Raw genomic sequence first — 25,614 nt, forward strand, 5'->3', positions numbered from 1 at the left:
CCTGCCGTCGCCACGACAGCGACGGCAGGGGTGACGGTCGGACGGTCAGACGCGGGTGAAGACCAGCGCCACGTTGTGACCGCCGAAGCCGAACGAGTTGTTCAGCGCGGCCTCGATCGACATCTCGCGGGCCTTGTTGGTGACCACGTCGAGATCGAGACTGTCGTCCGGATCGTCTAGGTTGATCGTCGGCGGCACCACGCCGTCGCGGATCGCGAGGATCGTCGCGATCGACTCCAGCGCACCGGCGGCACCGAGCAGGTGCCCGGACATGGACTTGGTCGCGGTCAGCACCGGGTGGTCGCCAAGCGCCTGGTGCAGTGCCTTGATCTCGGCCAGGTCACCCACCGGCGTCGACGTGGCGTGCGCGTTGACGTGCACGATGTCCGACTTGGCGACGTCCGCGTCGGCGATCGCCTTCTCGATGGCCCGGATCGCCCCCGCACCCTCCGGGTGGGGCTGGACGATGTCGTAGCCGTCGGAGGTGATGCCGGAACCGGCCAGCCGGGCGTACACCCGGGCACCTCGGGCGGCGGCGTGCTCGGCGCGTTCCAGCACCACGATGCCGGCACCCTCACCGAGGACGAACCCGTCCCGACCCTTGTCCCACGGCCGCGATGCCCGCTGCGGCTCGTCGTTGCGGGTCGACATGGCCCGCATCGAGGCGAACCCGGCGATCGGCAGGGGGTGGATGACCGCCTCGGTGCCGCCGGCCACCACCACGTCGGCGCGGCCGGACCGGATCATGTCCAGACCCAGCGCGATCGCCTCCGCGCCGGTGGCACAGGCACTGGCCACCGAGTGCACACCCGCCTGGGCGCCGAGTTCCAGGCCCACCCAGGCGGCCGGGCCGTTGGGCATCAGCATCGGCACGGTGTGCGGGGATACCCGGCGAGGGCCGGAGGCCTCCAGGATGTCGTCCTGGGCGAGCAGGGTGACTGCGCCGCCGATGCCGGAGCCGATGCTGACACCGACCCGTTCCCCGTCGGGCCGGGCGTCGGCCAGGCCGGCGTCCGCCCAGGCCTGGTGGGCGGCGATCAGGGCGATCGCCTCGGAACGGTCCAGCCGGCGCAGCTTCACCCGGTCCAGCACGATGGCCGGGTCGACCGCGAGCTGGGCGGCGATGCGGACCGGCAGCTGCTCGGCCCACTCCTGGGTGAGAGCACTCACCCCGGAGCGGCCGTTGAGCATGGCGTCCCAGGTCGACGCGACGTCCCCGCCCAGCGGGGTGGTCGCGCCGAGCCCGGTGACGACGACGTCGGATCGAGTCATATCAGGACTGCGCCTCGATGTAGCTGACGGCGTCCCCGACGGTCTTGAGGTTCTGCACCTCGTTGTCCGGGATCTTGACGCCGAACTTCTCCTCGGCCGCCACCACGACCTCCACCATGGAAAGGGAGTCGACGTCCAGGTCGTCGGTGAAGGACTTCCCCTCGGCCACGTCGTCCGGGCTCACCCCGGCAACCTCTTCGAGGATCTCGGCGAGGCCGGCGGTGATCTCGTCACGGGTCATTGCGGTGGGTTCCTCTCATCGGGTTTCTCTCGGCGGCGGCGACGCCACCGCCTTGCTCCTCGGCGACGACGCGCCGAGGGGGTATCAGGGACAGCGGACGACCTGACCGGCGTAGGTCAGGCCGCCGCCGAAGCCGAACAGCAGCACCGGCGCGCCCGAGGGCACCTCACGGCGCTCGACCAGCTTGGACAGGGCCAGCGGGATGCTGGCCGCGGAGGTGTTGCCGGACTCGACGAGGTCCTTGGCGATGATCGCCTGCGGGATGTTCAACCGCTTGGCGATGCCGTCGATGATCCGGGTGTTGGCCTGGTGCGGCACGAAGGCGGCCAGCTCGGACGGGTCGACCCCGGCCCGCTCGCACGCCTGCAACGCCAGGGGCGCCAGCGCCGTGGTGGCCCAGCGGAACACCGTCTGGCCCTCCTGGGCGACGTACGGACGCCAGCCCTCGATGCGTACCGCGTCGCCCCGCTCGGGCACCGAACCCCAGACCACCGGGCCCACGCCGGGCGCTTCGTCGGCGGCGGTGGCGGTGACCACCGCGGCACCCGCGCCGTCACCGAAGATGATGCAGGTGGAGCGGTCGGTCCAGTCGGTGAACTCGGAGAGCTTCTCGGCACCGATCACGATGGCGTTGCGGCTGGCACCGGCGCGAATCGCATGGTCGACCGTGCCGAGCGCGTACGCGAAACCGGAGCAGGCGGTGTTGACGTCGAACGCACCGGGGGCGCTGATGCCCAGCTTGGCGGCGACCCGGCAGGCCACGTTCGGGCTGCGGTCCACCGAGGTGCAGGTCGCGACGACGACCAGGTCGATGTCGGCGGCGGTCAGGCCGGAGTTCGCCAGGGCCTTGTCGGCGGCGGCAGCGGCCATGTCGGCGACGGTCTCGTCACCGGCGATGCGCCGGCTGACGATGCCGACCCGGTCGCGGATCCACTCGTCGTTGGTGTCCACCAGTTGGGCGATGTCGTTGTTGGTCACCACCCGGGACGGCTGGTAGTGGCCTAGCGAGAGGATCCTGCTGCCGCTCATGCCGAGCTCTCCCTGCGGTCGGTCTCGTCGCGAGACTCGTTCGAATCGAGCCGGCTGCCCGGCTCCTGGCGGGCGGTCGTGCCGTGCCGGGCGATCAGATCGCGGGCGGCGGGCAGGTCGTCCGGGGTGTTCAGGGTGACGATCTCCGGGGCGCCACTGCCCCTGAGTTCCCGCTTCACCAGGCCGGCGAGCGTGCCGGCGGGCGGCAGTTCGATCACCGCGGTCACTCCGCGCTCGGCGAGCGTGGCCATGCAGAGGTCCCACCGGACCGGGGCGGTGACCTGGCGAACCAGCCGTTGCAGGACCTCCCGGCCGTCCTCGACCGGCGCGCCGTCAAGGTTGGACAACAGGATCCGGGTCGGGTCGTCCGGGGTGATTCCGTCCGCCACCGAGGCCAGCGCGGCCTCCGCCGGGGCCATGTACGGGGTGTGGAACGCGCCGGCCACCTGGAGGCGGATGATCCGGGTCCGGGCCGGTGGCTCGGCGGCGAGCTTCTCCAGGCCGGCGACCGCACCGGCGGCCACGATCTGGCCACTGCCGTTGCGGTTCGCGGCGTGCAGACCGTGCCCGTTGATCACGGCGACCACCTCGTCCGGGTCGCCACCGAGCACGGCGGCCATGCCGGTCGGCTCCAGCGCGCAGGCCGCGGCCATCTCCCGACCGCGTACGCCGGCCAGGGTGATCGCCGCCTCGGTCGACAGGGTGCCGGCCAGTGCCGCCGCGCCGAGTTCGCCGACGCTGTGCCCGGCGGTGAGGGCCACCTCGGTCAGCGGCAACTGCTCGGCGGCGAGCAGGGCGGCGGCCACCAGCAGCGGCTGGGTGCGGGCCGTGTCCCGGATCTCGTCGGCGTCGGCCTTGGTGCCAAGGTGCACCAGATCGACATCGGCAAGTGTCGACCAGCTGCGCAGCCGGGCTTCAACGCCGGTCAGGTCGAGCCAGGGAGTGAGGAAGCCGGGTTTCTGTGAACCCTGGCCGGGGCAGAGTACGGCGAGCACGTGTATGACTCTCCCGGATTGCCACGGGTTGCGCTGTGCCGACTGCCACCAAACCGCACTAGGACGTTTGGAGGAATCCTACAAAGATTGGCGATGATCGTCACTTGCCTGTGATCTTTTACCGGTGGGTGGGGGCAATGTCTGGGTCGGCACCACCGGGTCCAGCCGACCCACCGTGAGCGCGACACGCAGGGCGAAGGCGTCCCGCGGCATCAGCGGGCTGAATCCGGTGACGTCGGAGATCCGCCGCAACCGGTAACGCACCGTGTTCGGGTGCACGTACAACGCCCGGGCGGCGCTCTCCAGCGTCCCGCCCGCCGCGAAGAACGCGTCAAGCGTCTCCAGCAGCTCACCGCCGGCCCGCGCCAGCGTCGCGTACACGTCGTGCCGCAGCCGCCGACGGGCCTCCGCGTCACCGGCCAGCGCCCGTTCCGGCAGCAGGTCGCCGGCGTGGACCGGGCGGGGCGCGGTGGGCCAGGCCGGTGCCGCGCGGTAGCCGGCCAGCGCCGCCCGCGCCGACTCGGTGGCCTCGTCCAGGCTCGGCACCGCCGGGCCGACCACCACCGGCCCCGGACCGAACGCGGTGAGCAGCTTGCCGGTGGCCGCCACCGGCTCGGCCGCCCCGCCGAGCACGATCACCAGCCGGTCGCCGTGTACGCCGCCGATCACCTCAACGCCGATGCGCCGCGCCTGGCGGTACACGTTGTGCAGGACGGCGGCGACCTCACCGCCCGGGGAGGTGCCCACCGCCACCGCCACCGGCGGCGCGTCCGTCCAGCCGAGGGCCGCGGCGCGGCTGGCCAGCACGTCCGGGGAGTCACCACGCAGCAGCGCGTCCACCAGCAGGGCCTGCAACCGCGCGTCCCACGAGCCGCGGGACTCCGCCGCCCGCGCGTAGACCCGGGCGGCGGCGAAGGCGATCTCCCGGGAGAAGCGCAGCACCGCGTCGCGCAACTGCGGCTCCTCGCCCGGGGCGGCGAGATCGCTGACCTGCTCCTCGACCACGTCGATGGTGACCTTGATCAGCGCGACGGTCTGCTGGAGGGTGATCGAGCGGGCCAGTGCCTGGGGCGCGGTGGCGAAGACCTCGTCGGAGACCTCCTGGGTGCCCTCACCGGCACCACCGCCCGAGCAGAGCCACTGCACCAGGGAGCGGACGCCGGCCTGAGCCACCAACATCACCCAGGAACGCTGGTCGGCCGGCAACTCCCGGAACCAGGGCAGCGTCTCGTCCATCCGGGCCACGCTGGCGGTGGCCAGGGTACCGGCCGCGCGTTCGATCCGGCGCAGCGTGGCCGACAGTTCCGTCCCGCCCGATCCGCTCACCCGCCTAGCCTGACATGCCCTGAACTGGACCTTCACGGCAGCCGTCCGGTCCCATCCCTGACCTCGACCGGGTACGCGGTGCGTGGCGCGTCAGTACCGGCCAGTACCGTGTCAGGACACGTCGGGTGGGCACCGGCGGGTGAGGGCGAGAGCGTGAGGAGAAGCCGATGGCGCAGGGGGACGCCGAATACGGCTGCGCCCAGGACGAGCCGAGCCGACCGGGCGCTCACGAACAGCCGGCCACTGCCAAGCACCATCACCACCGGCGGCCGACCGGCCTCAGCCAACCGGCCGACGCGCATGCCGGCTGGGCGCCGGAGCGTGGCGACGAGGAGCCGGCGGTCACGCGACCCGGCCCGACCGAGCCGGCGGTGCCCCGGCAGCGGGCGGCCGAACCGCCGGTCGAGCCGGATGCCTCCGGCTGCCGCAGCGAGCAGCCCGGCTGGGCCGGCGCACACCGGCATGGCCCGGTACGCCCGGCTCGCCGCGCCACCCGGCGGGAGCGCCCACCGCGACGCTGGTGCTGAGCGCCCGACGGCGGTGAGCGCCCGACGGCGGTGAGCGCCCGACGATGGTGCTGAGCGCTCCGACGATCAACGCCCGGCCGGGCCGGGCGTTGATCGCGTGGGGGAGCGGTTGAGCTGACGGTCAGCGGGTTCGGCGGCGGATCAGCAGGGCGATCCCGGCGAGCCCGAGGGTGATCACGACGACCACCGCGACGTTGAGCAGCAGGAGGCGACGCAGTTCCCCGAAGGCCTCGTTGATGTCCTGCGCCGGGTTGAGCGCGTCCTCCGGGATGATCCGTTCGCCGCCGCCGATGCCGCCGCTGACCGCCTCGTACGTGCGCTCCAGCGGTACGCCGGCGGTGCGCAGCGTCTCGGACATGGTGACGCGGCCGAGGAACCAGGCCGCCGTGGTCTTGCGCGAGTCCGGCTGCTTGGCCGGCCGGAAGACCCGGGGCCCGCCCACGGCATTCGGGTAGAGGTCGTAGGTCTGCTTGGGAACGTCGCCGGCGAGCACCACGACTGTGTACTTCGGACCGAGGTTCGCCTTCTTCGGGCTGCCCGACTGGCGTACCAACACCTTGGCGCTGACCTGGTCGACCATGGCCTTGACCTGCTCGGGATGCTGCTCGGCGCGCAGTCGCAACGGTTCGGCGAGGCCGTGCCCGGTGATATCCACCCCGGCCGGCGGCGACTTCGGCGCCGCCTTCGCCGGTTCCGCCACGGTGAGGGACAGCAGCATGGCCGCCAACCCGCCCAACCCCACTACGGCCAGTCGCCTCATCCGTCGGACCATGCCGCCTCCTCGCCCCGTTCGATGGTGGCTCTGCTGCAGGAGTCACGTGCCGGAAGCTGACGGCGGTGACCGTGCCCGCAGGACGGGTACCCACCTAAAGACTCCGCCGAACGTCGATCGGTTGCAGCCGGTGGAACACTAATTGGAACTATCTGCGATCTCGACTCGGCACGATAGCGGTCGTCATGCAGTGGGCGGATCTTACCTGTGCCGGGGCCGGTGATGCAGGCAGGATAACCTGCCGCCGCAACCCGGGTGGGTGTCGGTGGCGCCTAGACGAGGCGTAGGAGGGCGGCGCGCAGCCGGGTCAGCGTGCGCTCGGGGCCGAGCACCTCCAGCGACTCGAACAGCGGCAGGCCGACGGTGCGGCCGGTGACCGCGACCCGTACCGGCGCCTGGGCCTTGCCGAGCTTGAGTCCACGTTCGGCACCGACCGCCTCCAGGGTGGCCTTGAGCGTCTGCGCGTCCCAGGAGTCGACCGCCTCGAAGGCGGCGATCGTCGCCTCCAGCAGCTCGGCCGAACCCTCCTTCATGGCCTTCGTCCAGGCCGCCTCGTCGATCAGGGGCGTCGCCACGAACAGGAAGTCGACGTTCGGCACGATCTCGCTGAGCACCGCGATCCGGGTCTGGGCCAGCGGCGCCACCGCGGCGAACACCGCCGGATCGAACTCCTCGGGCTGCCACGGCGGCGGCGCGATGGTGCCGGTGCCGGTCAGCCACGGCCGGCAGGCCTCGACGAACTCCTCGACCGGCAGCGCCCGGATGTACTCGCCGTTGAACGCGCGCAGCTTCTTCTCGTCGAAGAACGCCGGTGACGGGTTCACCTCCGACAGGCGGAACTCGTCCTCGATCACCGACCAGGGCACGATCTCCCGGTCGCCGGAGGGCGCCCAACCCAGCAGCATCAGGTAGTTGCGCATGGCGGCGGCGAGGTAGCCCTCGTCCCGGTACGCCTCCAGGGCGACCTTGTCGCGGCGTTTGGACAGCTTCTGCCGCTTCTCGTTGACCACCACCGGCACGTGCGCCCAGACCGGCGGCTTGACGCCGAGGGCGTCCCAGAGCAGCTGCTGCTTCGGGGTGTTGGGCAGGTGCTCCTCGGCCCGGATCACGTGGGTGATCCCCATGGTCATGTCGTCCACGACGTTGGCCAGCAGGAACACCGGCGAGCCGTCGCCCCGGGCGATGACGAAGTCCTCGATGAGCTTGTTCTCGAAGGTCGGCTCGCCGCGGATCAGGTCGACGACCACCGTGGTGCCCTCGTCCGGGGTGCGGAACCGCAGCGCCCGGCCCTCGCCCGGCGGCAGACCCCGGTCGCGGCAGAAGCCGTCGTAGCCGGTGTACTGGTTGCCGGTGCGGGCCTGCACCGCCTCGCGGGTGCAGTCGCAGTAGTACGCCCGGCCCGAGTCGTGGAGCCGGGCGGCGGCGGCGCGGTGCTCCTGCGCGTACGAGGACTGGAAGTAGGGGCCTTCGTAGCTGTCCCGGGAGATGCCGATCCAGTCCAACGCCGACAGGATGCCCTCGGTCCACTCGGGCTTGTTGCGCGCCGCGTCGGTGTCCTCGATGCGCAGCACGAACACCCCGCCCTGCTGTTTGGCGTAGATCCAGTTCTGCAGTGCCGAGCGGGCACCGCCGACGTGGAACATACCGGTCGGGGATGGGGCGAAGCGCACACGTACCGTCACGACCACAGCCTACCGTCAGGGCACCGAGCGGATCTTCAGCACCAGCACGCTGCCGAGGACGGTCACCGCGGCCGTGGTCGCGTACAGCGCCGGGTAGCCGCCCAGGTACACGACGATCGGGGCGGCGATGGCCGGGCCGAGCACCTGCGGCGCCGAGTTGGCGATGTTGATCACGCCGAGGTCCTTGGCCCGGTCGGTGGCCCTCGGCAGCACCTGCGTGATCAGGGCGGCGTCCACCGACAGGTACACGCCGTAACCGGCGCCGAGCAGCAGCGCGGCGACGATCGCCATCGGCCAGGTGGGCGCGGCGGCCAGCAGCAGCGCCGCCACCGCCATCACCATCCCGGCGGCGATCACGAAGACCTTCCGTCTGCCGGAGCGGTCCGACAGCCGGCCGGCGATCACCGTGGTGGCCATCAGCCCGGCGGTGTAGAGCAGGATCAGCACCAGCAGGCCGGTGTCGGGGTCGGTCAGCCGTACCTCGTCGGTGAGGAAGTAGAGCAGGTAGAGGGTGCCGAAGGCGTTGCCGAGCTGGACCAGGAACCGGGTGATCCAGGCCCAGCCGAAGTCGGGGTGGCGACGCGGCGACACCCACATGCCGGCCAGCATGCCGCGCAGCGCCGGCCGGTGCGTACGCGGCAGCGGATCGTCGGTGGTGCGCAGGGCGAACGGCACCGCGAGCAGCACCACGGCCGCGGCGATCGCGTAATAGCCCGCGGCGTTGCCGGTGACCACGGCGGTGACCAGCACCACGCCGAGCACCAGCCCGAGCGCCTGCGGGATGCCGACCCAGCCGGAGACGCCGCCCCGCTGCGCCACCGGCACCCGGTCCGGCACGGCGGCGGTCAGGCTGGCCAGCATCGCGTTGAAGCACACCTGCGCGGCGACCCAGCCGACAGTGACCGCGGCGACGGTACGCGCCTGGGCGAGCAGCACCAGCGCCAGCGCACCGACCAGCGCGCCACCGACGGTCCAGACGTGCCGGCGACCGAGTTCCCAGCGCCCGAGCCGCAGGCAGGTCCGGTCCGACAGCGCTCCGGCGAGCGGGTTGGCCAGCACCGCGGCCAGCGCGCCCACCCCGGTGACCACCGCCAGCATGGTCTCCTTGTCCGTCGGCGCGATCTGCTCGATCTGCTGCGGCAGCAGCACCTGGATCGGGGTGAAGAACGCCATCCAGACGCCGAGGTTCGCGGCGAACAGCAGCGCGATCCAGCCTCGCCGTACCGGCACCGTCGGCTCGGCGAGCGCCGCCGGCAGCGAGGCCGGCGTCGGGTCGACGGTGGTCACCGTCCGGTGTCCCGCCGGGCCGTCGCGATGACCTCACGCAGCCAGGCGTACGACGACTTCGGGGTACGCCGCCCGGTGGGGTAGTCGACGTGCACCAGGCCGAAGCGCTTGGTGAAGCCCTCGGCCCACTCCCAGTTGTCGAGCAGTGACCAGACGAAGTAGCCGGTGACGTCGACCCCGTCGTCGATCGCGGCGCGTACCGCCCGCAGGTGGGAGTCGAGGTAGGCGATCCGGTCCGGGTCGTGCACCCGGCCGTCGGCGTCGGGCTCGTCGTCGTAGGCGCAGCCGCTCTCGGTGATCTGGACGGGTGGCAGGTCGGCACCGTAGCGGGCGTGCAGCCAGCCGAGCAGTTCGCGCAGCCCGTCCGGGGCCACCGGCCAGTCGAAGGCGGTACGCGGGTAGCCGTCGAGCGGCACCAGCTCGAACGGCAGCGGCGAGCCCTCCTCGGGTGCCCGTACGCCTGTGGGGTTGTAGTAGTTGACGCCCAGCACGTCGATCGGCGCGGCGATCACGTCGAGGTCGCCGTCGCGCACGACGCTCTGGTCGAAGCCCAGTTCGGTCGGGTAGCCGCGGCCGAACAGCGGGTCGGTGAACAGCTGGTTGTGCAGCGCCTCGTACGCCGCGACGGCGGCCAGGTCGGCCGGGCCGTCACCGGCGGCGCGTACGGGGGAGTAGTTGTTGGCGATGGCGACCGGGCCGGCGGTCCGGGCGCGCAGCGCGGCGACCGCGAGACCGTGGCCGAGCAGTTGGTGGTGGGCGACCGGGAAGGCGTCGAAGAGCAGGGCCCGGCCGGGCGCGTGTTCGCCGGTGCCGTGGCCGAGGCTCATGTGGATGAACGGCTCGTTGAGGGTGATCCAGAGTTTGACCCGGTCGCCGAGGCGCTCGGCCACCAGGTCGGCGTACTCGGCGAAGCGGTGTGCGGTGTCCCGGTTGAGCCATCCGCCGTCGTCCTCCAACGGCTGGGGCAGGTCCCAGTGGAACAGCGTGGCGACCGGGTGGATGCCGTGCTCGAGCAGCCCGTCGACAAGCCGTTCGTAGAAGTCCAGCCCAGCGGGGTTGACCGCGCCGCTGCCGGTCGGTCGCACCCGGGGCCAGGCCACCGAGAACCGGTACGCGGTCACTCCCAACTCGGCCATCAGGGCGATGTCCTCGGCGTAGCGGTGGTAGTGGTCGCAGGCGACGTCGCCGCTGCTGCCGTCGACGATCCGCCCGGGGGAGTGCGCGAAGCTGTCCCAGATGGACGGTCCGCGGCCGTCGACGTCGGCGGCACCCTCGATCTGGTACGCCGACGTGGAGACGCCGAAGCGGAATCCGGCGGGGAAGCTGGGCATAGCTGCGGTCGACATGCGCCCTCCCGGAGAAATGCGAAACGTGTTCGGGACTCTAGGGCGCGCAGGGGCTCGGGTCTATAGGCCGATGTGTATGGAAAAGCAATACCTTTCGGCGTGTCTTTTGCGAACACGTCCACATACGTCCGATTTGCTGCATAGAGTGCGGATATCGTGGGATGTCCTCACTGGAGGAAGACGGATAATGATCCTCGTGGAACGCAGCGCGCACGTGGCGGCGCCGGTCGAAGCGGTCTGGGATGTGGTACAGCGGGCCGAGCAGTTGCCCGCCTGGCTGGCCGGCGTCCGTGCGGCCGAGGTGCTCTCAGGAGAGGGCTTCGGCAGACGGCAACTGGTCCAGGCCGGACGCGGTGCCGCGCACGAAGCCGAGGTGATCGCCTACCAGGAACCGACGCTGATCGGCTGGCGGGAACGCGCGAAGGGCGCCGGTGCCCGAGCGGAGGCGCGCACCGAGATTTACGTCCAGCTCACTCCCGACGAGGAGGAGGGCGGCACGATCGTGCGGCTGATCGTCGTACGCTGGCCGGCCGGCCCGGTCAAGGCCGCCCTGCTGCGACTCGGCCTGCGTCGGGTCGGCGCCGATCTGGAGGACTCGCTGGCCCGGCTGACCGATCTGGCCGCCGTCGGCTGACCGGCCACGTCCTGGCGTCACCCGCGACGGTGGCGGCCCCGGTGTCCCGTCCAGAGGCACCCGGGCCGCCACCGCTTTCGCGACGCTCACACCACCACGGTGAACGCGGCGACGCGTACCTCGTCGAGATGCCGGAACTCGAAGAACAGCCGGTAGGTGCCGGCCGACGGCACGGTGATCCCGAACGCCACCACCGAGCTGGGTTGGCTTGCCGCCGCCGGATGCACGTGCAGGTACGCCAGGTCACCCTGGCGCAGCGCCACCAGGTGCCCGTACGCGCCCAGGTGCAGTTGCAGGTCGTTGACCGGCTGCCCGTCGCGGCCGAGCCAGACCAGCACCTGGTTGGACTCGCCGGCCCGCAGGCCGCCGTCCAGGGTGACCGTGTAGCCGTCCACCAGCACGGTCTCCTCGGGTGGGGCGAGTTCCTCGGCCGCGTACCGACCCGGAACCGGCAGGTCGACGCCGAGCGTGGTGCCCGCCGCCGCCCCCGTAGGCCAGAAGTCGGCGATCGCCCGTAGCGGGCCGGGCGCGGCCGGGGTGATCGTGACCCGCCAGCTGCCGTCCGGCGACATCTCCGGATGCACGTGCTGATACCCGCCGAGGTCGCGGCCGACCAGGATCAGGTGCAACTGCCGGTCGTGGACCACCTGGAAATCGGTGAGCGCCGCCCCGGCCGTGTCCGTGATCCGGAAGACCAGCTCACCCGGCTTGCCGGCGCGCAGCCTCGCCTGGTCCACGGTAAGCGTCCAGCCGTCCCGGGAGACCTCCAGCCCGCCGGGCCCGTGATTGGCGTGGGCCAGCGCCCCGGCCGCCGCCGGTCGTGCCGGGCCGGCCGTCCCGCCGGCCCGGCCCGCGAAGAAGCCGACCGCCAGGGTCAGGCCGAGCACCAGGACGGCGGCGGCGTAGCGACCGGCCCGACCCACCGATGCACCGTCGGGGCCGGGGCGCCCCGGCTGGGACGCCCCGTCCACGATCTCGGCGAGGGTCGCCGGCCGCTGGTCGGTCGTGGTCACGACAACCGGGGCTGCAACACGAACAACCCCTGCTCGATACCGCTGACCACGACGATGCCGCTGGGGTAGTAGGGATAGACGCTCCACGCGCCGTTCATCGACGCGCTGTTGCTCGACGGGTAGATGTCGAAGAAGCCGGCCTCGGTGGCCCGGCCGCTTGACACGTTCGTCAGGTCCAGGATGCGCAACCCGGCCCGGTAGTTGGCCTGGTAGCTGTACCTGCCCTTGACGTACTGGTTGTGGTCGGTGGCGGCGACCCCGCTCGGCGCGCTGTAGGTGCCGATGTGCCGGGGAGCGTCCAGGTCGGCCAGGTCCCAGATGTACGTCTGGGTGTTCACCCCGCGCCGGGTCTCGTCCAACTCGTCGTCCAGCAGGAAGTACCGCTGGTCCTCGGTGAACCACCCCTGGTGGGTGTACGCCCGACCGGTGTAGCCGATGCGGGCCAGCTGCCGGGGCGACGACTTGCTCGTCACGTCGACGATGGTCACCGTGTCCTCGTTGGAGCTGACACAGATCTCCCGACCGGAGTACGCGGTGTCCGGCCCCCGGTAGACGACGCACTGGGTGTCGTGGGTGTAGCCGTCGTTGCTGACGCAGCCCGCCGAGACCGGTGACTTCGGGGTCCGGATGTCGATCATGTGCAGGCCGCCGCTGCACGTGTTGGTGCCCACCGCGTACGCGTACCCGGTCTGCTCGTTGATCGCGATGTTGTGCGAGTTGCCGAAGCGGCTGTAGTGGACATCCGCCGTCCAGGTCTGCGGGCTCGTCACGCCACGCAGCCGGGTGAGGTCGAAGACCTGCATGCCGTGACCGGAGACGTCCGCCACCACGTACGCGTGGTCGCGGTAGACCTTGATGTCCCGCCAGACCGCCGTGCGGTTCTGGTACGCGGGCAGGTTGCCCAGGTAGACCGGGGCGCTCGGGTTGGACACGTCCACGAACGAGGTGCCGTTGCGGCGGCCGACGAGCGCGTACTCCTTGCGGGTCTGCGGGTCGGTCCAGCCCCAGATGTCGTTGGCCTGGCTGCCGCCGATGCTGGACAGCGGCATGAACGACAGCAGGTCCACGTTGCGGCACGGGTAGCCGGCTGCCTGACCGTTTGTGCAGGCGGTCGCGGCCTGGGCGGCCATCTGCTGGGTGGGTTCACGCTGGGCCATGAACTCCTGGGCCGAGGCCCGCCCGGCGGGGGTCGCGGGATCGTGGGCCACCGAAGGCGAGCCCGGCCCGAGCATCGACACCACCAGGGCGCCGACAGCCAGAGCCAGGCCGATCCGGACAGGTCGCATGTGCACTCCCTCCCGTCGCGCCCGGCCGTCGACGGCGTCCGGGCCGGCGGTGGGACGGCGCGACGGGATAGTCCACCCAACCGACCCAGTGCCCGCAAGGAGCTGACGCCTATCGACCATTCTGAATGAATCGTGTTACAGGAAACAGCATCCGCCAATACCACCTGCGTCATACCATCCCCTCGCGAGTCGAGGGTGGGATGCCGAAGGGCCCGGCGCGGGGTGCGCGCCGGGCCCTTCGGAGGTGGAACTGTCTAGCTGTCGCCGCCGGTCTCGCCGACCGGGGCGGCGTTGACGTCGTCGATGGCGTACTTCTTGGCGGCCTCGGCCGGTACGTGGGCCGGTACCGTCCCGCGCAGCGCGAGCTGACGCAGGGTCGCCACCGTCACCGACTCGGCGTCGACGTGGAAGTGCCGGCGCAGGGCGTGACGGGTGTCGGACAGGCCGAAACCGTCGGTGCCCAGCGAGGTGTAGTCACCCGGCACCCAGCGGGAGATCAGGTCCGGCACCGCGCGCATCCAGTCGCTGACCGCGACCTTCGGCCCGTCGGCGTCGGCCAGCTTCCGCTGGATGTACGGCACCCGCTGCTCCGCGCCCGGGTGCAGGAGGTTGTACTCCTCGCACTGGACGGCGTCGCGGCGCAGCTCGGTCCAGGAGGTCACCGACCAGACGTCGGCGGCCACCCCCCAGTCCTGGGCGAGCAGCTGCTGCGCCTTGAGCGCCCACTGCATGCCGGTGCCGGAGGCCAGCAGGTTCGCCCGCGGGGCGTCCCCCTCCACCGTCGGGGCGGCCGAGTAGCGGTAGATGCCCTTGACGATGCCCTCGGCGTCCACACCCTCCGGCTCGGCCGGCTGGTGGATCGGCTCGTTGTAGACGGTGAGGTAGTAGAAGATGTTCTCCTGCTGCTCCCCGTACATCCGGTGCAGGCCGCTCTCCATGATGTGCGCGATCTCGAACGCGAACGCCGGATCGTACGCCACGACCGCCGGGTTGGTGGCCGCGATCAGGTGGGAGTGGCCGTCCTCGTGCTGCAGACCCTCACCGTTGAGCGTGGTCCGCCCGGCGGTGGCGCCGAGCACGAAACCGCGCACCATCTGGTCGGCGGCGGCCCAGAAGCCGTCACCGGTGCGCTGGAACCCGAACATCGAGTAGAAGATGTACATCGGGATCATCGGCTCGTCGTGGGTGGCGTACGACGATCCGGCGGCGGTGAACGAGGCGACCGAACCGGCCTCGTTGATCCCCTCGTGCAGGATCTGCCCGACCGTCGACTCCTTGTACGACAGGAACAGATCCCGGTCGACCGCGGTGTACCGCTGACCGTGCGGCGAGTAGATCTTCGCGGTCGGGAAGATCGAGTCCAGGCCGAAGGTACGCGCCTCGTCCGGAATGATCGGCACCCAGCGCTTGCCGAACTGCTTGTCCTTCATCAGGTCCTTGAGCAGGCGGACGAAGGCCATCGTGGTGGCCACCTTCTGCTTGCCGGAACCGCGCTTGATGTCGGCGAAGCGCTCGCTGCCCGGGATGGCCAGGGACTTGGCCTTGGTCCGCCGCGACGGCAGGTAGCCGCCGAGCTGCTGACGCCGCTCGTGCAGGTACTGCATCTCGGCGGACTTCTCGTCCGGACGGTAGTACGGCGGCAGGTAGGGGTTGTCCTCCAGCGCCGAGTCCGGGATGTCCAGGTAGAGCCGGTCGCGGAAGGTCTTCAGGTCCTCCAGCGTCAGCTTCTTCATCTGGTGGGTCGCGTTGCGGCCCTCGAAGTGCGAGCCGAGCGTCCAGCCCTTGATCGTCTTGGCCAGGATCACCGTCGGCTGACCGGTGTGCTCCGTCGCCGCCTTGTAGGCCGCGTAGAGCTTGCGGTAGTCGTGCCCGCCCCGCTTGAGGTTCCAGATCTCGTCGTCGCTGAGACCCTCGACCATCTTGCGGGTACGCGGGTCACGGCCGAAGAAGTGCTCCCGCACGTACGCCCCGGACTCCGCCTTGTAGGTCTGGTAGTCACCGTCGGGCGTGGTGTTCATGAGGTTGACGAGCGCGCCGTCGGTGTCGGCGGCGAGCAGTGGGTCCCACTCCCGGCCCCAGACCACCTTGATCACGTTCCAGCCGGCGCCGCGGAAGAACGCCTCCAGCTCCTGCATCACCTTGCCGTTGCCCCGCACCGGCCCGTCGAGCCGCTGGAGGTTGCAGTTGATGACGAAGGTGAGGTTGTCCAGCTCCTCGCGGGCGGCCACCCCGATCGCGCCGAGAGTCTCCGGCTCGTCCATCTCACCGTCGCCGAGGAACGCCCAGACGTGCTGGTCGGAGGTGTCCTTGATGCCCCGGTGCTGCAGGTAGCGGTTGAACCGGGCCTGGTAGATGGCGTTCAGCCCACCCAGACCCATGGAGACCGTGGGGAACTCCCAGAAGTCCGGCATCAGCCGCGGGTGCGGGTACGACGGCAGACCGCCGCCGGGGTGCGACAGCTCCTGCCGGAAGCCGTCGAGCTGGTTCTCGCTGAGCCGGCCCTCGAGGAACGCCCGGGCGTACATGCCGGGGGAGGCGTGACCCTGGTAGAAGATGTGGTCGCCGCCGCCCGGGTGGTTCTTGCCCCGGAAGAAGTGGTTGAAGCCCACCTCGTACAGCGACGCGGAGCTGGCGAAGGTGGAGATGTGGCCGCCGACACCGATCTCCGGCCGCTGGGCACGGTGCACCAGCATCGCCGCGTTCCACCGCACGTACGCCCGGATCCGCCGCTCGACGTGCTCGTCGCCGGGGAACCACGGTTCCCGCTCCGGCGGAATGGTGTTGATGTAGTCGGTGGTGGTCAGCGACGGCACCCCGACCTGGCGCTCGCGAGCGCGCTCCAGCAGACGAAGCATCACGTAGCGGGCACGCTTGGCGCCGCGCTCGTCGATGACACCGTCAAGCGACTCGACCCACTCGCTGGTTTCTTCCGGGTCGATGTCTGGAAGCTGGCTAGGCAGGCCGGCCGTGATCACCGGGCGCTTGCGTTCCGTAGCCACAGGCGTTCCCTCGGTTGTGTTTGGGACAGGTCTCTAGCGCCATCCTGCCCCGTCGTGCCACTTGTCGTCACGCCCACCCGTGTCAAGGGCGATGCGCAACACAGATACTCATCAGTAACGTTGGTCTTTTCGTACTTACCGGCTCCGAGCTGTGGTGGAAGCGGTGTGGGCAGCGGTTCGGCCCGGACGGAGTGACGATCACCACGGGTGCGGTGCGAACCGGTCGACTACGGCAGAATGCGACACATGCGCAGTGAGGTGATCACCGTCCGGACCGGCTCCCGGCCCACCGTGCAGGACATTACCGCCGAGGCGGAGTCGTTCGTCTCCGGGCAGGGTGACGGACTGCTGCACGTGTTCGTGCCGCACGCCACCGCGGGGGTGGCCATCATCGAAACCGGTGCCGGCTCCGACGACGACCTGCTCACCGCGCTGGACTCGGTGCTGCCCACCGACAACCGTTGGCGGCACCGACACGGCTCACCCGGTCACGGGCGTGATCACGTGCTGCCCGCCTTCGTCGCCCCGTACGCGACGCTGCCGGTGCTCGGCGGTCGGCTCGCCCTCGGCACCTGGCAGTCGATCTGCCTGGTCGACACCAACGGCGACAACACCACCCGCCAGGTCCGTTTCTCATTCCTGCCCGGCTGACTCTCGTTTCTGCCCGGCTGACCGCAGCCGCTGAGTCGAGGCCGGACGGCGACACGAGCCGGGTTCGAGTGGGCGAGGTGTGCTCCGGTCGGTAATGCTGTCGACGTGACCACCCCGCAGGATCTTGACGACCGACTCCGGGAGTCCCTGTCCGCGCTGACCATGCCGCGGCACCGTACCGACCCGGCCCAACCGGTGGCCGATGGCGCCGCGCTGACCGGTGCCCAGCTGTTGGAACTCTTCGACGCCCAGGTCACCAGCCGGCAGCTCGATCTTGCCGGGCGTTGGCTGCGCAGCTTCGGCGAGGGCTACCACACGATCAGCTCGGCGGGCCACGAGGGCAACGCCGCGGTCGCGGCGGCGCTGCGCCCCACCGACCCGGCGCTGCTGCACTACCGCTCGGGCGCGTTCTACTGCGTTCGCGCGGCCCAGGCCGCCGAGCCGCCGACCGGTTCGGTGCTGCTCACCCCCGACAACGGCCCCGACGGTACGCCGACACACCCGGTCGATTCCGCCGAACCGGACGATGCGCCTGATCCGGCCGGCGCGGCGGAGCACGACGAGCCGGCCGACCCGACGGCGGACGACGCCACGACCGGTCCGGCGGCGGACGACGCCACGACCGGTCCGGCGGCGGACGACCAGGCCGTACCGTCCGCCGACGCTGCTGCGGCCGATGCCGCCGATGCTGCTCCGGCCGACGCGGCCGACCCGGTCGTGGAGGACGAGCCGGGTGACGGCGTACCGGCAGGAACCGACACCATCGACTCGACCGCGCCGGCCGGTGACGAGGCCGCAGGCGGGGCTCTTTCGGCGGTGGTACGGCGGCCGGTGGCGTCGGCGTACACCGAGGCGGCGCGGGACGTGCTGCGCGGGATGGTGGCCTCCCGTGAGGATCCGACGGCCGGTGGCCGGCACAAGGTCTTCGGCCGTGCCGACCTCACCGTGGTGCCGACCACCTCCACCGCCGCCTCGCACCTGCCCCGGGCGGTGGGCATGGGACTGGCGGTGGAGCGGCTGCGCCGCCTGGACGCCCGGGGCGTCGCGGCCCACGTCGACGTGGCCCCCTGGGCGCCGGACGCGATAGTCGTCTGCTCGTTCGGTGACGCCGCGATCAACCACGCCGACGCCGCCGCGGCGTTCAACACCGCCGGCTGGTACGACCACACCGGCCTGCGTATCCCGGTGCTGTTCGTCTGCGAGGACAACGGCCTGGGTGGCAGTCTGCGGTCGCCGCAGGGCTGGGTGGCGACCGCCCTGCGCGCCAAGCCGGGCATCCGCTACTTCGCCGCCGACGGCGCCGACCTGGTGGCGACCTACGAGGTGGCGCGCGAGGCGGCGGCCTGGGTGCGTCGCCACCGTCGTCCGGCCGTGCTGCATCTGAGCACTCTCCGCCTGTTGGGGCACGTCGGCGCGGACGCCGAGAGCGCGTACCGCAGCGCGGAGGAGATCGCCGCCGATCTTGCCGCCGATCCGCTTGTCGCCACCGCGCAGCGGCTGGTCGAGGCCGGTCTGGCCGGTGGCGCGGAACTGCTGGACCGCTACGACGAGATCGGCTGGCAGATCCGTCGGCTCGCCGAGCAGGTGCTCGACGAGCCGAAACTGAACGACCCTGCCGAGGTGATCGCCCCGCTGGCACCACGCCGCCCGGTGCGGGTCGCCCAGGCGGTCGCCGACGCGGGCGCCCGAGCCGCCGGGCCGGACGCGGGGGCACGGCTGGAGGCGTTCGGTGGCAAGCCGCCCGAACTGTCGGGCCCGCTCACGCTCGCGCAGAGCGTCAACGCCGCGCTCACCGATGCCCTGCTGGCGTACCCGCAGCTGGCCGTCTTCGGTCAGGACGTCGCCGCCAAGGGCGGCAGGTACGGGGTGACCAGGGACCTGCGCGACCGGTTCGGCCCGGCCCGGGTGTTCGACACGCTGCTCGACGAGACCTCGGTGCTCGGCCTGGGCCTCGGCGCGGGACTCGCCGGCATGCTGCCGGTGCCCGAGATCCAGTCGCTGGCGTACCTGCACAACGCCGAGGCCCAGGTGCGCGGCGAGGCCGCCACCATGGGGTTCCTCTCCCAGGGGGCGCTGCGCAACCCGATGGTGCTGCGGGTGGCGGGCCTGGCGTACCAGGAGGGTTTCGGGGAGCACGTCCGGGACGACAACTCGGTGGCCGTACTGCGGGACGTGCCCGGCCTGGTGATCGCCGTGCCGGCCCGACCGGACGACGCGGCGGCGATGCTGCGCACCTGCCTGGCGAGCGCGGCGGTGGACGGCAGCGTCTGCGTGTTCCTGGAGCCGGTCGGGCTCTACCACGCCCGCGATCTCTACGCCGACGGTGACGGCGAATGGTTGGCCGGCTACGCCGAGCCGGGGGCCTGGGCGAGCGGGCACGTCCCGGTCGGCCGGGCCCGGGTGTACGGCGTCGGCTCGGCCGAGGACATCACGATCGTGACCTTCGGCAACGGCGTACGGATGGCGTTGCGGGCGGCCTCGACGCTGGCGGACGAGGGGATCGGCAGCCGGGTGGTGGACCTGCGGTGGCTCGCGCCGCTGCCGGTGGCCGACCTCATCCGGGAGGCCGCCGCGACCGGGCGGGTGCTCGTGGTGGACGAGACGCGCCGCTCCGGCGGCGTCGGCGAGGGCGTGATAGCCGCACTTGTCGACGCCGGATATGTCGGTGCGGCGCGCCGAGTGGCGGCAGTTGACTGCTTCGTGCCTCTGGGGCCGGCTGCCCGTCAGGTCCTGATCTCCGAGGAGGCCATCACCCAGGGTGCCCGTACGCTGCTGGCACGGTAAATTTCGTTCCACCCGGTGCGCCACTTGCGCGCGGCGGCACAACTGTGTGGACTTGCCTGACGGCGCCGACCGGGTGCCGCGAGCTTGGACGAGATGAGGAGGCACGCGACAGTGAGCGCGACCGCTGGTCAGGCTGCTGACGGGGTACGCAGCCTGGCGGACCGGTTCGGCATCGAACCGGGCATGGTCGTCATGGAGATGGGCTACGACGACGACGTCGACCCCGATCTCCGGGACGCCCTGACCGACCGTTGTGGAGAGCTGGTCGACGAGGACACCGACGAGGTGGTCGACGCCGTGCTGGTGTGGTACCGCGACGGCGACGGTGATCTTTTCGAGCTTCTCGTCGACGCCCTCGGCCCGCTGGCCGACAACGGGGTCGTGTGGCTGCTGACGCCCAAGGCCGGCCGCGACGGCCACGTCGAGCCGAGTGAGATCGCCGAGTCCGCTCCCACCGCCGGCCTTCAGCAGACCTCGACCGTCAACGCCGGGAAGGACTGGAGCGGTGCCCGTCTCGTGCTACGTCGCGGCGTGAAGGGCAAGAAGTAGGCTCCCGCCCGCCGTACACGTGCATCTCGACTCGATCCAAGGAGTTCGCATGCCCATCGAGGTTGGCGCCGAGGCGCCCGACTTCCTACTCAAGGACCAGAACAATCAGCAGGTCCGGCTCTCCGACTTCCGTGGTCGGCGTACCGTCCTGCTGGTCTTCTACCCGCTGGCCTTCAGTGGCTACTGCCAGGGCGAGCTGTGCGAGGTCCGGGACAACCTCAACGACTACGTCAACGACGACGTTCAGGTGCTGACCGTCAGCGTGGACTCGGTCTACGCCCACAAGGTCTGGGCGGACCGGGAGGGCTACCAGTTCCCGCTGCTCGCCGACTTCTGGCCGCACGGCGGCGTCGCCCAGGCGTACGGGGTCTTCAACGACGTCGCCGGTGTCGCCAACCGGGGCACCTTCATCATCGACAAGGCCGGTGTCGTCCGCTTCGCCGAGATGAACATGCCGGGCGAGCCGCGCGACCAACAGGGCTGGCGCAAGGCACTGGCGGACGTCACCGCCTGAGCCCGGTCCCAACGGGTGCGACCGTCCGGCAGGGCCGGCGCGTGGCAGGGTAAGCTGCCAACCGCCGGTCCGCCGTACGGCGTTTCCGGGCGCGTAGCTCAGTGGGAGAGCACTCGCCTTACAAGCGAGGGGTCGCAGGTTCGAAACCTGCCGCGCCCACCAGCACCAACGGTGGTGGGGCCGGGGACGCCCTCACCGTTACGGTAAAATGGCGGAATCCAGGCGAGCCGTACACCGCCATTACGGCGTAACGGAGTCGATCACCTCGCACGAGCCGACCGTCGAGGGTCTGGCGCAGGGCGTCAACCGGTCACCCAGCAGTAGCGCTGCTACGTTCTTCGCGATGGCAGGTGGGTCACTGCCGCGTGTGCCAGGATGCCGATCGCGCTTCCGGCGAGAAGGCCGATCAGCGTCGCCCACTGCGCCCCGATGCTGGCTTCGAGCAGTGCGTTCATGCCCAGGCCAGTGGGCACCCCTGCCGCTGTGCCCACCCCGAGGGCCCACCAACGATGCCGTACGCCCGCGACGTGCAGTTCAAGGTACGGCGGCAGGATCGCCAGGAGCACGAGCAGCAGCGGGGGCGAGGGAATCAGCAGGATGAGGGCGGTGCCGGAGATCGCCCCGATGACGAGGCTCAGCAGGCCGAGACCGATTGCATGATCCAGGTCGACGGGCAGGTGGCTCATGTCCGGCTGGCGTCGCCAGAGCCGTCGCCACCTGTCGGTGAAACCCCGCTCGGGTGTCCGGCGGGGTTCCGGTTCGGCAGGTGTGGCGGGTGGAGGAGCACCGCCGGGGCCGGCTGTGCCGTCGGGAGCGGAGGACGCGTCCGGCGAAGCCATGACAGCAATTGTGGCGCGTTCTGGCCATCAGGGGACGGTGGCGGCGGTGAGGAAGAACGTGACTGCGTAGGTGAATCGGTGGGTGCGAACGGCCTCGTCGAACTGGTCTTCGAAGGCACGGGCTTCGCTGGGGTCGAGGCCGCCACGTTGCGCTGCGGTGGCGGCCCAGCTGCGCAGCCCGAGGACGTTGTCGACGGCGGTCGGGTCTCGAACGACGAGAGTTCGGGGTTCGACGGTGACGTCGACCAGACCGTGTGCGGCGAGCAGGCCGGCGTGTTGGTGTGCCAGGGTGCCGTTGCGGAGGAGGACATCGGCCCGGAACCTCAGCACGCGTCGGGCCAGGTCCTGGTCGGCGATGTCGAGCACCTGGGTGTCGTAGTCAGGGTCGGCGAGGACGACGCGACCACCTGGTCGTACGACCCTGACCAGGTCGGTGACCGCGGCGTGGGGGTCGACGAGGTGTTGCACGGTGCGGTCCGCCCATGCCCCGTCGAAGGAGTTGGTGCGAAACGGCAGGTGATGGGCGTCGGCGACGGCGCATCGGGTGAGACCTCGGGCCCGCATGGCAGCAGCCATGGTCAGCGAACGGTCCACGGTGGCCACGCTGACACCGTGTGCGTCCCTCAGGTGGGCCGCGCTTGCTCCGGTGCCGGCGCCGACTTCGAGGTAGTGGCGGCCGGGCGCCGGATCGAGCAACTCGCGGACCCGCTGCTGGTACGCCCGGTAGAAGGGCTCCTCGGCGAGGCGGTGGAGCACGCCGATCCACGAGTCCGGGTCTGACTGGCGGTCGACGTCGGTGAATCCGTGCACGTCGGCAGCCTATTGCGGCGGCACCGCCACCGACCGCAACACCGGCAGTGGATCAGCGTGGGGTGAGCATGCAGAACTCGTTGCCCTCCGGGTCGGCGAAGACCATCCAGTGGACATCGCCGTCCAGGTCGATGGAGGTGGCGCCGAGCGCCCGCAGCCTGGCCGCCTCGGCCGCCGGGTCGTCACCGGGGTACGGGCGGACGTCGAGGTGGACGCGGTTCCACACCGTCTTCACGTCGGGGGTGCGGACGAACCGCAGGTAGGGGCCGACACCCTTGGCGGAGCGCAGCACCGCGTGGTCGTCGGTGACCTCGTGCACGGTCCAGTCCATGGCGTTGCCCCAGAAGTCGACCATGGCCCGGGGGTCCGTGCAGTCGGCCACTATCGCCGCGATCGGTCCGGTGTCTCGGGGCGAAGTGCGCCAGTCCAGCACACAGAACTCGTTGCCCTCCGGGTCGGCCATGACCGTCCACGGCACGTCACCCTGGCCGATGTCGGTGGGGGTCGCCCCGAGTTCCGTCAGTCGGGCGATCAATTCCGCATGATGGGCCGCCGAGGTGGTGGCGAGGTCGATGTGCACGCGGTTCTTCACCGTCTTGGGGTCGTCCGGGTAGGCGACGAGGTCGATGCAGACGGCGACGGGGTCGGGGTAGACGGAATCCTCCGGTTCGAGGTTTGTCACCCTCGGCCCCTCGCTGGAGACTCCCCACCCGAGCACCTCGGCCCAGAAGCGGCCCAGCGCCGCGTCGTCCAGGGCCTTCATGTTGATTTGAACAAGTCGGGTCGCCATGTCGACGATGCTAGATCCTCTGACCTGTGACTGCTGGCCCGCGCTGGGCGCAGCGGAAGGTCCTCAGCGGCCGCTCGGCACCGCCGGCCGGGTGAACACCGCCAACGGGCGATCGTTCACCTGGAACGAGAATCGGCGTTCCCAGCCTGCGCGTTCGTAGAGCCGGGCCGCTGCGGCGTCCGGGTGGGTGGCCAGCCACGCGGCATGGTCGCCGACCTGGCGCGCCAGCAGTTGCCGGCCCACGCCGTGGCCTTGATGTGCCGGCGCGACCATCAGTTCGGCGACCACCAGGGCCGGTGCCACCAGCAGGTCCGCCACGTCCGGCGGTGCCGCGTCCCGTACCGCGATGTCGAACGCGTTCGCCGTCGGCAGCGTTGTCGGCGCCGGCCAGCCGTAGATCGCGCCGATGATCTCACCGTCCCGTTCGGCGATCGAGCCGTACGCCCCGGGTTGGCTCGTGTGCCGGGCCAGCCGGGCGGGGAAGTCGGCGATCTTGTCGGCCGGCTCGCTCCACGGTGGGGCCGCGAAGCAGTCCCGGTAGATCGGATGGAGCTGCGCGACCAACTGCCGTAGCCCGGCTCCGTCAAGCCCTCTCAGCACCAGGGACAACGACCTCACCTACCTTGCTGCCATTAATTTGCAATAACCAGATGATGGCGAGAAGGGTACGTGTCGATGATCCAGGCTTCAAGCCGGTAACCGGCACCTGTCCGCACCGGTGTCGTGCCACCGTGGTCGCAACGGCGGCGGAGGGGGACTGGTGAGCTACGCGCAGATCAACGGCGTCCGGTTCTGGTACGAGACGCACGGTGCCGGCCGGCCGCTGGTGCTGCTGCACGGCGGGTTCGGTGCGGTGGAGACGTTCGCCGCGATCCGGCCGGCGCTGACCCGGCGGCGTCGGGTGATCAGCGTCGACCTACCCGGTCACGGGCGTACCGCCGACGTCGACCGGCCGCTGCGCTACGAGTCGATGGCCGACGACGTCGCCGCGCTGATCGTCGAGCTCGGGCTGGCCCCGACAGATGTGCTGGGCTTCTCGCTCGGTGGTGGGGTGGCGCTGCGGCTGGCGATCCAACACCGGGAGCTGGTGCGTCGACTGGTCGTGGTCTCCGCGCCCTGTCGACGTCAGGGTTGGTTTCCCGAGGTGCTGGCCGGGATGCCCGAGCCCGACGAGGCGGCCGCTGATCAGTTGCGCGGCACCCCGCCGTACCAGCTCTACCAGGCCGTCGCGCCCCGCCCGCAGGACTGGTCGCGACTCTGGGTCAAGACCGGGGAACTGCTCCGCCGGGAGTACGACTGGTCGCCGGAGGTCGCCACGCTGACCACGCCGACGCTGCTGGTCTTCGCCGACGCCGATTCGGTCCGGCCGGACCACATGGTGGAGTTCTTCGGGCTGCTCGGCGGCGGGCACCGCGACGCCGGCTGGGACGGCACCGACCGCCCCGACGCCCGGCTGGCCATCCTGCCGGGGCTCACCCACTACGACATCGTCGACTCGCCTGCCCTGCCCGCCGCCGTCCTCCCCTTCCTCACCCACACCCTGAACACGCCCGCCTGACCCGTCGTCGCTGCGGCAACTTCCCTGATGTTGCTGCCTGACCTGGGTGCCAAGGCGGCAACATCAGGGAAGTTGCTGCCCGGCGAGGGCTTCGGCGCTCATCGGGTGTAGTGCAGGACGACGACTCCGGCGCCGGTGGGGGTGGCGGCGAGCAGGGTCAGGTGTTGTGGGGCGAAGGAGTGGTCGAGCAGTGGGATGCCGCTGCCGGCGACGACGGGGTTGACCTTGATCACCCACTCGTCCACCTCGGACAGGAGTTGGCCGGCGAGATGTCCGCCGCCGCAGAGCCAGAGGTCGCCGCCGGGGCGTTCCTTGAGGTCGCGGACGAAGGCTGCCGGGTCGCCGGAGACGATCTCCACCGCCGGGTCGTCGGACGGCGGCAGCGAGCGGGCGAAGACGTACTGCTTCAGATGGGCGTACGGGCTGGTGACGCCGACGCGAAGGGCCGGCTCGTAGGTGGCTCGGCCCATCAGGACCGTGTCGAACCGGCCCTGCGGGCGGTCGATGCCGAGCTGCGCGTGAGCGAAGGTCGGGAAGGTCTGCGGCCACTTGGTGACGAGGTGTCCCGCCGGGTCGGGGTGCAGGTCGAAGAAGTCGTACGACCCGTCGGGGGCGGCGATGAAACCGTCGACGGTGGCGGCCACGTAGTAGACGAGCTTACGCAAAGAGGACTCCCAATCACTACGGATGTTGTGGTTCTGGCAACGTAC

At 70.9% G+C, this 25,614-nt stretch carries 24 protein-coding genes and 1 tRNA gene; 8 read left to right on the forward strand and 17 right to left on the reverse strand.

The features are described 5' to 3' along the window. Nucleotides 1-45 precede the first annotated feature (45 nt). The 5 genes from fabF to Vgi01_RS00980 form a co-directional block, all read right to left on the reverse strand. Nucleotides 46-1,272, reverse strand: a complete 1,227-nt coding sequence (gene fabF, locus Vgi01_RS00960) for a beta-ketoacyl-ACP synthase II (RefSeq protein ID WP_204289868.1) — start codon at nt 1,270-1,272, stop codon at nt 46-48. Nucleotide 1,273: 1 nt separating this feature from the next. Further along, nucleotides 1,274-1,513: an acyl carrier protein gene (locus Vgi01_RS00965; protein WP_013735281.1), complete on the reverse strand. Its 240-nt coding sequence runs from the start codon at nt 1,511-1,513 to the stop codon at nt 1,274-1,276. An 84-nt stretch (nt 1,514-1,597) separates the two neighbouring features. Continuing rightward, nucleotides 1,598-2,542, reverse strand: coding sequence for a beta-ketoacyl-ACP synthase III (locus Vgi01_RS00970; protein WP_204289869.1), 945 nt, complete (start codon nt 2,540-2,542; stop codon nt 1,598-1,600). Beyond that, on the reverse strand, nt 2,539-3,537 hold the full coding sequence (locus Vgi01_RS00975) for an ACP S-malonyltransferase (RefSeq protein WP_204289870.1): 999 nt from the start codon (nt 3,535-3,537) through the stop codon (nt 2,539-2,541). The genes Vgi01_RS00970 and Vgi01_RS00975 overlap by 4 nt, the downstream gene beginning before the upstream one ends. Nucleotides 3,538-3,615: 78 nt before the next feature. Further along, complete coding sequence (locus Vgi01_RS00980; protein WP_275409841.1) at nt 3,616-4,899, reverse strand: PucR family transcriptional regulator; 1,284 nt, start codon at nt 4,897-4,899, stop codon at nt 3,616-3,618. Nucleotides 4,900-5,030: 131 nt separating this feature from the next. Between Vgi01_RS00980 and Vgi01_RS00985 the strand changes: the two genes are divergently transcribed. Further along, on the forward strand, nt 5,031-5,390 hold the full coding sequence (locus tag Vgi01_RS00985) for a hypothetical protein (protein ID WP_204289872.1): 360 nt from the start codon (nt 5,031-5,033) through the stop codon (nt 5,388-5,390). A 121-nt stretch (nt 5,391-5,511) separates the two neighbouring features. Here the strand turns inward: Vgi01_RS00985 and Vgi01_RS00990 are convergent, their stop codons facing one another. From Vgi01_RS00990 to Vgi01_RS01005, 4 genes are all read right to left on the reverse strand, one after another. Then, nucleotides 5,512-6,162, reverse strand: a complete 651-nt coding sequence (locus Vgi01_RS00990) for a hypothetical protein (protein WP_204289873.1) — start codon at nt 6,160-6,162, stop codon at nt 5,512-5,514. Between the two features lie 272 nt (nt 6,163-6,434). After that, the gene (gene gltX, locus Vgi01_RS00995; RefSeq protein WP_102657909.1) at nt 6,435-7,844 is read right to left on the reverse strand and encodes a glutamate--tRNA ligase; all 1,410 of its coding nucleotides are present in this window, start codon (nt 7,842-7,844) and stop codon (nt 6,435-6,437) included. Nucleotides 7,845-7,859: 15 nt separating this feature from the next. Next, complete coding sequence (locus tag Vgi01_RS01000) at nt 7,860-9,131, reverse strand: MFS transporter (RefSeq protein ID WP_204289874.1); 1,272 nt, start codon at nt 9,129-9,131, stop codon at nt 7,860-7,862. Next, nucleotides 9,128-10,477 carry a GH1 family beta-glucosidase gene (locus tag Vgi01_RS01005; protein ID WP_239088747.1) on the reverse strand — a complete coding sequence of 450 codons (1,350 nt, stop codon included), beginning with the start codon at nt 10,475-10,477 and terminating at the stop codon, nt 9,128-9,130. Before Vgi01_RS01005 ends, Vgi01_RS01000 begins: the two co-directional genes overlap by 4 nt. Before the next feature lie 187 nt (nt 10,478-10,664). Here Vgi01_RS01005 and Vgi01_RS01010 point away from each other — a divergent pair, with 187 nt between their 5' ends. Further along, nucleotides 10,665-11,111: an SRPBCC family protein gene (locus Vgi01_RS01010; protein ID WP_013735272.1), complete on the forward strand. Its 447-nt coding sequence runs from the start codon at nt 10,665-10,667 to the stop codon at nt 11,109-11,111. Nucleotides 11,112-11,197: 86 nt separating this feature from the next. On the opposite strand, the gene Vgi01_RS01015 is transcribed toward Vgi01_RS01010, so the two are convergent. The 3 genes from Vgi01_RS01015 to aceE all read right to left on the reverse strand — a co-directional run bounded on the left by Vgi01_RS01015 (nt 11,198) and on the right by aceE (nt 16,409). Next, complete coding sequence (locus Vgi01_RS01015; protein ID WP_204289875.1) at nt 11,198-12,124, reverse strand: DUF8832 domain-containing protein; 927 nt, start codon at nt 12,122-12,124, stop codon at nt 11,198-11,200. Beyond that, the gene (locus Vgi01_RS01020) at nt 12,121-13,410 is read right to left on the reverse strand and encodes a choice-of-anchor B family protein (protein ID WP_102657883.1); all 1,290 of its coding nucleotides are present in this window, start codon (nt 13,408-13,410) and stop codon (nt 12,121-12,123) included. The genes Vgi01_RS01015 and Vgi01_RS01020 overlap by 4 nt, the downstream gene beginning before the upstream one ends. Nucleotides 13,411-13,664: 254 nt before the next feature. Beyond that, on the reverse strand, nt 13,665-16,409 hold the full coding sequence (gene aceE, locus Vgi01_RS01025; RefSeq protein ID WP_204289876.1) for a pyruvate dehydrogenase (acetyl-transferring), homodimeric type: 2,745 nt from the start codon (nt 16,407-16,409) through the stop codon (nt 13,665-13,667). A 246-nt stretch (nt 16,410-16,655) separates the two neighbouring features. Between aceE and Vgi01_RS01030 the strand changes: the two genes are divergently transcribed. From Vgi01_RS01030 to Vgi01_RS01050, 5 genes are all read left to right on the forward strand, one after another. Next, nucleotides 16,656-17,060, forward strand: coding sequence for a YjbQ family protein (locus Vgi01_RS01030; protein WP_013735268.1), 405 nt, complete (start codon nt 16,656-16,658; stop codon nt 17,058-17,060). A gap of 162 nt (nt 17,061-17,222) precedes the next feature. Beyond that, entirely contained in the window at nt 17,223-19,844 is a 2,622-nt protein-coding gene (locus Vgi01_RS01035; protein WP_239088751.1) for a thiamine pyrophosphate-dependent enzyme, read from the forward strand. A 111-nt stretch (nt 19,845-19,955) separates the two neighbouring features. Then, nucleotides 19,956-20,393, forward strand: a complete 438-nt coding sequence (locus tag Vgi01_RS01040; RefSeq protein WP_102657880.1) for a DUF3052 domain-containing protein — start codon at nt 19,956-19,958, stop codon at nt 20,391-20,393. A 49-nt stretch (nt 20,394-20,442) separates the two neighbouring features. Beyond that, a complete protein-coding gene (locus tag Vgi01_RS01045; protein WP_102657879.1) occupies nt 20,443-20,907 on the forward strand; it encodes a peroxiredoxin in 465 nt (154 codons plus the stop codon). Between the two features lie 87 nt (nt 20,908-20,994). After that, nucleotides 20,995-21,069 (forward strand) — tRNA-Val (locus tag Vgi01_RS01050). A gap of 167 nt (nt 21,070-21,236) precedes the next feature. On the opposite strand, the gene Vgi01_RS01055 is transcribed toward Vgi01_RS01050, so the two are convergent. The 4 genes from Vgi01_RS01055 to Vgi01_RS01070 form a co-directional block, all read right to left on the reverse strand. Next, complete coding sequence (locus Vgi01_RS01055) at nt 21,237-21,746, reverse strand: hypothetical protein (RefSeq protein WP_204289878.1); 510 nt, start codon at nt 21,744-21,746, stop codon at nt 21,237-21,239. Nucleotides 21,747-21,773: 27 nt separating this feature from the next. Further along, nucleotides 21,774-22,556 (reverse strand): methyltransferase domain-containing protein, encoded by a 783-nt coding sequence (locus tag Vgi01_RS01060; RefSeq protein WP_204289879.1) that lies wholly within the window; start codon nt 22,554-22,556, stop codon nt 21,774-21,776. Between the two features lie 52 nt (nt 22,557-22,608). Beyond that, nucleotides 22,609-23,346, reverse strand: a complete 738-nt coding sequence (locus Vgi01_RS01065; RefSeq protein WP_102657876.1) for a VOC family protein — start codon at nt 23,344-23,346, stop codon at nt 22,609-22,611. A 63-nt stretch (nt 23,347-23,409) separates the two neighbouring features. Beyond that, nucleotides 23,410-23,946 (reverse strand): GNAT family N-acetyltransferase, encoded by a 537-nt coding sequence (locus tag Vgi01_RS01070; RefSeq protein ID WP_239088752.1) that lies wholly within the window; start codon nt 23,944-23,946, stop codon nt 23,410-23,412. A 160-nt stretch (nt 23,947-24,106) separates the two neighbouring features. On the opposite strand from Vgi01_RS01070, the gene Vgi01_RS01075 reads away from it, so the two are divergent. Further along, entirely contained in the window at nt 24,107-24,904 is a 798-nt protein-coding gene (locus Vgi01_RS01075) for an alpha/beta fold hydrolase (protein ID WP_204289881.1), read from the forward strand. 98 nt (nt 24,905-25,002) lie between these two features. Here Vgi01_RS01075 and Vgi01_RS01080 read toward each other — a convergent pair whose 3' ends face one another. After that, on the reverse strand, nt 25,003-25,569 hold the full coding sequence (locus tag Vgi01_RS01080; protein ID WP_013735259.1) for a dihydrofolate reductase family protein: 567 nt from the start codon (nt 25,567-25,569) through the stop codon (nt 25,003-25,005). Nucleotides 25,570-25,614 lie beyond the last annotated feature (45 nt).

It is taken from the genome of Micromonospora gifhornensis (assembly GCF_016863515.1).
Classification (GTDB): domain Bacteria; phylum Actinomycetota; class Actinomycetes; order Mycobacteriales; family Micromonosporaceae; genus Micromonospora; species Micromonospora gifhornensis.